The organism is Streptomyces torulosus, from assembly GCF_001419765.1.
Lineage (GTDB): Bacteria > Actinomycetota > Actinomycetes > Streptomycetales > Streptomycetaceae > Streptomyces > Streptomyces torulosus.
On sequence record NZ_LIRK01000874.1, the window covers coordinates 1 to 3,130 of the forward strand.

Annotated in this window: 4 protein-coding genes; 2 read left to right on the top strand and 2 right to left on the bottom strand. The window is 74.2% G+C overall.

Annotated features, from left to right (window positions below; all coding sequences use genetic code 11):
* Nucleotides 1–57: 57 nt before the first annotated feature.
* Nucleotides 58–513 (bottom strand): hypothetical protein, encoded by a 456-nt coding sequence (locus tag AOK23_RS41705; RefSeq protein WP_420823801.1) that lies wholly within the window; start codon nt 511–513, stop codon nt 58–60.
* 113 nt (nt 514–626) lie between these two features.
* On the opposite strand from AOK23_RS41705, the gene AOK23_RS41710 reads away from it, so the two are divergent.
* Both AOK23_RS41710 and AOK23_RS41715 read left to right on the top strand, forming a co-directional pair.
* Nucleotides 627–1,400 carry an MBL fold metallo-hydrolase gene (locus AOK23_RS41710; protein WP_055717603.1) on the top strand — a complete coding sequence of 258 codons (774 nt, stop codon included), beginning with the start codon at nt 627–629 and terminating at the stop codon, nt 1,398–1,400.
* Between the two features lie 37 nt (nt 1,401–1,437).
* Nucleotides 1,438–2,049: a DedA family protein gene (locus AOK23_RS41715; RefSeq protein ID WP_390944067.1), complete on the top strand. Its 612-nt coding sequence runs from the start codon at nt 1,438–1,440 to the stop codon at nt 2,047–2,049.
* 45 nt (nt 2,050–2,094) lie between these two features.
* On the opposite strand, the gene AOK23_RS41720 is transcribed toward AOK23_RS41715, so the two are convergent.
* A complete protein-coding gene (locus tag AOK23_RS41720) occupies nt 2,095–3,108 on the bottom strand; it encodes an MBL fold metallo-hydrolase (protein WP_079050016.1) in 1,014 nt (337 codons plus the stop codon).
* Between the last annotated feature and the right edge of the window lie 22 nt (nt 3,109–3,130).

Sequence of the window (3,130 nt, forward strand, 5' to 3'; positions counted from 1 at the left end):
CGCGTCGAGACCGTCGGCCGCACCGGCAACCGGTGGGCGTGGAGCGCGCCTCGGCGGTCAACGGCCGTCGTAGCCCGCTGTCGGCATCGACAGTCGGCGGTGGACGCTGGCCTTCATCTGGGCGTCGTAGGCGGGTTCGGCGCGGCCGACGGTCTCGACGCGGACACCGCGGCGGGCGCACTCGGCGGTGAAGTCGTCGACGGAGGCGAGGGCGCGTTCGAGGACGCGGCGGCTGGGGGCGACGAAGAGGTCGACATGGCCGGCGTCGACGTCGGCCCACAGGGCGCAGTGGTCGGGGCGCAGACCGCGGACGAGCAGCTCGCGCGTCACCACGTAGCCGCGCTCGGCGGCCCAGCGGGCGCACATGGCGTGCTGGCTGCGGGAGTCGACCAGGAAGGGGTCCGCCTCCAGCTCCTCCAGGGGTGTCAGGCTGGCGATGGCGGCGACCCGCACGACCGCTCCGCGTCCCGCCGCCCGCCCCGGGCACTCACGGGGTATCTCCTGGCAGGACAGGGCGAAGGCGTCACTGTTGTCTCCCACGGCGTCCCCCTCACCTCCGGGTCCAGAGCCTGAGACCCTACTCCAGCCCGTAGGCTCGGGGGAGTAGCGCGAAGGAGGCGAAAGAAGTGCCGGTGGAGGTCACCTGGTGGGGTCATGCCACCTGCACGGTGGAGGACTCGGGCACCCGCGTGCTCACCGACCCGCTGTTCACGCGCCGGCTCGCACATCTGCGCAGGCGCCGCGGGGCGCCGCCCCCGCCCGAGGCGGCGGTCGCGGACGTGGCGCTGGTGTCCCATCTGCACGCCGATCATCTGCATGTCCCGTCCCTGGCCCGGCTCGCGCCGGGTACCCGGCTGGTGGTGCCGCGCGGGGCGCCGCGCCAGGTGCCGGGGCTGCGCAGGCTGCGGCATCTGCGGCTGTGCGAGGTGGCGCCCGGGGACGAGGTGAGCGTCGGTGACCTGGTCGTCCGTGCCGTGCCCGCCCGCCACGACGGGCGGCGTCTGCCGGTCGGGCCGCACCGCTCACCGGCGCTCGGGTTCGTCGTCGAGGGTGAGGCGCGGACCTATTTCGCCGGGGACACCGGGCTGTTCGAGTCGATGCCCAAGGAGGTCGGGCCGGTCGACGTGGCGCTGCTGCCGGTCGGCGGCTGGGGGCCCTGTCTCGGTGAGGGGCATCTTGATGCGGGGCGCGCGGCGGAGGCGCTCGCGCTGCTCGCGCCCCACAGCGCGATCCCGGTGCACTACGGCACGTACTGGCCGATCGGGATGGACGCCGTGCGCCCCCATGAATTCCACGCGCCCGGTGCGGAGTTCGTGCGCCTCGCCGCGCTGCGCGCTCCCGAGGTGGCTGTGCACCGGCTGGAGCACGGGGAGAGCGTACGGCCGGGGGTGGCGGAATGAGACGCCGGTCGCGCGGGGGCGCGGAGGGCGCCCGGTGATGGTGCTGTCCGTCGCGGCCACTCCCCTGCCCTACGAGTCGACGCAGCAGGCGATCGGCTATCCGACGCTGTTCCTGCTGGTACTGGCGGGGGCGCTGCTGCCGGTGGTGCCGACGGGGGCGCTGGTCAGTTCGGCGGCCGTGGTGGCGTTCCACCAGACGGCGCCGTTCGCGCTGTTGATGGTGTTCGTGGTGGCGTCGGTGGCCGCGTTCCTCGGGGACATCGCCCTGTACTGGCTGGGGCGGCGCGGCATGGGCTCGAAGAACGGTTCGCGCTGGCTGGAGGCGATCCGCCGCCGGGCACCGGAGGACCGGCTGGCCCAGGCCCAGCGGAAGCTCGACGGGCACGGGGTGGCCGTCCTGGTGTTGTCCCGGCTGGTGCCGGCCGGCCGGCTCCCGGTGATGCTGGCGTGCCTGCTGGCGGAGATGCCGTTGCGGCGGTTCGCGCGGGGCAATCTGCCGGCGTGCCTGGCGTGGGCGGTCACGTACCAGTTGATCGGGATCCTCGGGGGGTCACTGTTCGCGGAGCCCTGGGAAGGAGTGCTCGCGGCGGTCCTGCTGACGCTGCTGATCAGCGTGGCGCCGAGCCTGTGGCGACGGTTCGTCCGCTGAGAGTTCGGCGTCCTCTCAACGGCTGGGCGTGTGCCGTCGCCGTCCTCAGGTGAGGATCCGGGACGCTCCGATCGGCAGGTCCCACAGGTTCTCGCGCGGGAGTCCTGCCGCCTCCCAGGCCGTCCGTACGCGGGTGAGGGGTTCCAGGACCGGTTCGGCGGACAGGACGAACGTGGCCCAGTGCATGGGGGCCATACGGCGGGCGCCGAGGTCCTGGAAGGCCCGGACGGCCTCCTCGGGGTCGCAGTGGACGTCGCTGAGCCACCAGCGGGGGTCGTACGCGCCGATCGGCAGGAGCGCGAGGTCGATATCGGGGTGGCGGCGGCCGATGAGGGAGAACCAGTGGCCGTAGCCCGTGTCGCCCGCGAAGTACACCCGCTTCCCGTCGGACGCCGTGATGACCCAACCGCCCCACAGGGAGCGGCAGGTGTCGGTGAGGGTGCGCTTCGACCAGTGGTGGGCCGGTACGAAGTCGAAGCGGACACCGTCGAGTTCGGCCGCCTCCCACCAGTCCAGCTCGGTGACGCGGGTGAAACGGCGGCGGCGGAACCAGCCGCCGAGACCGGCGGGCACGAACACCGGTGTGTCGCGCGGCAGTCGGCGCAGCGTGGGTGCGTCGAGGTGGTCGTAGTGGTTGTGGCTGATGACGACCGCGTCCACGCGTGGCAGCGCGTCCCAGGCCACGCCGACCGGGGTGATCCGGGTGGGCGTGCCGAGGATGCGGCGGGACCAGACCGGGTCGGTGAGGACGGTGAGCCCGCCGATCCGCACCACCCAACTCGCGTGCCCCGCCCAGGTGACGGCGACGGTACGGGCGTCGACGCGGGGCAACGGGCCGGGCTCGTACGGCAGTCGGGGGATGTCGACGAGGCCCTCGGGGCCCGGCCGTACCGAGCCCTCGCGGGCGAAGCGCGCGAACGCCCGCAGCCCGGGCAGGGGGGTGGTCAGCCGGCCGGCGAAGGACGTGGGCCAGCGGCGCCCGCCGAGCCCCGCCCCCTCGGCGAGCGGCGCCGGGGGCGGCAGCGGGACGGCGAAGGGCGACGTGGGCCTCGGTTCCAGGGCACCGAGGCCGGATGGGGAC

Coding starts and splice junctions, on each gene's coding strand:
- AOK23_RS41715 (WP_390944067.1), top strand. CDS start 1,438: ATGGTGCTGTCCGTCGCGGCCACTCCCCTGCCCTACGAGTCGACGCAG.